Consider the following 1,849-nt stretch of genomic DNA (forward strand, 5'->3'; position numbering starts at 1 on the left):
GGTCCAACCACGTCGAGCGCATCTATGGGCGGCATGGCCAAAATCACCACTCGCTTTTGCGTCCGACCTACAGTTGGATGAGTTGCACTGGTCTTTTTCTTCACGGCCCGCTCCCACCTTTGTCATGGGCGCATATTGGCACAAATCATTGTAAATAGTTTATATTGCCAAACTGAAAGACACGTTAAACATCTGGCGACTTCATTTTCAAGGAGCAAAATTCGAGTGAGCGGCATTTTTCGACACCGTGCCAGTGACCGAACGAGGCTAGACGAATGAGTGTTTTGGTAAGTCGCCGCAAGGTTATTGCAGACTTAGGAGTATTGAGTCTCAGCCTACTGGCCGGCTGCGATTCTGGAGGTAGGCCGCTGTACAAGTACGGCAAGGATCTGAGTAATCAGATACTTGGGCGCACATTCAAGTTAACGGATACCGATGGCTATGAGACGTCGCTCTCAAGCTTTCGCGGCATGATGCCAATGGTGATATTTGGCTTTACCAAATCCCCTTCGATCGTCCCCACTGCCTTGGCTCGCGCGGTAGAAATCAAAAAAATGATGGGCAAAGACGGCGAGCGTTTCCAGGTCATATTCGTCACCTTAGACCCCGAACGGGATACACCGGCGAGACTGGATGCCTACGTCAAATCCTTTGATCCATCATTTGTTGCCCTTTACGGCACGCCGAAGGAAACGGCCGCCACCGCGAAAGAGTTCAATGTGGCCTACGAGAAAATTCCCAGCGGATCGACGTACACACTGTCTCACTCCACCACGAGCTATGTTTATGACTACAGGGGAACGCTGCGCCTCGGCCTGTCTCAATCGCTTTCTGCGCAAGAGTGCGCGGAAGATTTGCTGAACCTTATGGAGATCTGCGAATGATCTCCAGTGCGCTCCCTCGAAATTGATGAATGACATAACGACCGAGCACTTAGGTCTAAGGCATTGAGCTCAAGTTAGATTCGATTGACGCTAAACCGCTGCCTGTATTCGCCCGGGGTCAACCCAGTAACCCTGATGAAAATTTTGCGGAACGCGCCGGGGTCGCTGTAACCAACTTCCCACGCAATAGCCTCGATCGGCAACGTACTGAATTGCAGCATCTCACGGGCACGGCCAACTCGCAGCCTCTGGCAATAATCGATGGCGGTGAAGCCCGTGGCCTTGCGAAAACGCCGCAAAAACGTTCTTTCTTCCAAGCCGGAGCGCAGAACCAGCGACGCAAGGGCCGTATCTTTCGCACCCGTCGCCTGTAGCCAATGCTGGACTTTCAGAACCGGGGCGTCGCCATGAGTCAGGTTTGGAGAAAAAGCACTGTAGTAGCGCTGCTCTCGGCCGGGCGGATCTACCAGCAAATAATGTGCGGTTTCCGCCATGATGACCGGCCCTAGAAAACGGTCGACCAACTTCAAGCCGAGATCAATCCACGCCATCAGCCCCCCTGCACTGATGATGTCGCCGTCATCAATGACAAGGCGGTCGATATCAAGATGCGCATCGGGAAACCTTCGCCGAAACAAGTCGGCATGGTCCCAGTGCGTGGTGACCGATCGCCCCGCCAGCAGACCGGTTTCAGCCAACAGGAAAGCCCCTCCGCAGACAGAACACAACGTTGTGCCCGCGCGATGATGGCCGAGGAGCCAGTCAACAAACGGTGCAGCTTCCTGCGACGAGACTTGCGTACCCAAGCGAGGTGGCATCAATAGCACTGTAGGAGAGCCGCCGGCCTCCCCCGCCTTCTCCCCGACTCTGACAGGTGTGCCACTGGGTCCCTCAACCTGCCATTGGCTGACCTGCAGGAAAACGCCCTCCTCTTTGTAGTGCTGCGCCGCAAAGCGATCCGCAAC

2 protein-coding genes are annotated in these 1,849 nt (G+C 54.7%); one reads left to right on the top strand and one right to left on the bottom strand.

Annotated elements, in window-relative coordinates; all coding sequences use genetic code 11:
* Window positions 1-275: 275 nt before the first annotated feature.
* Window positions 276-884: an SCO family protein gene (locus AC1DRJ_RS26165; RefSeq protein WP_193861961.1), complete on the top strand. Its 609-nt coding sequence runs from the start codon at window positions 276-278 to the stop codon at window positions 882-884.
* Between the two features lie 74 nt (window positions 885-958).
* On the opposite strand, the gene AC1DRJ_RS26170 is transcribed toward AC1DRJ_RS26165, so the two are convergent.
* Window positions 959-1,849 (bottom strand): GlxA family transcriptional regulator (locus AC1DRJ_RS26170; RefSeq protein WP_477804702.1); only part of this gene is annotated, 891 nt, incomplete at its 5' end.

It is taken from the genome of Pseudomonas sp. P5_B2 (assembly GCF_056400445.1).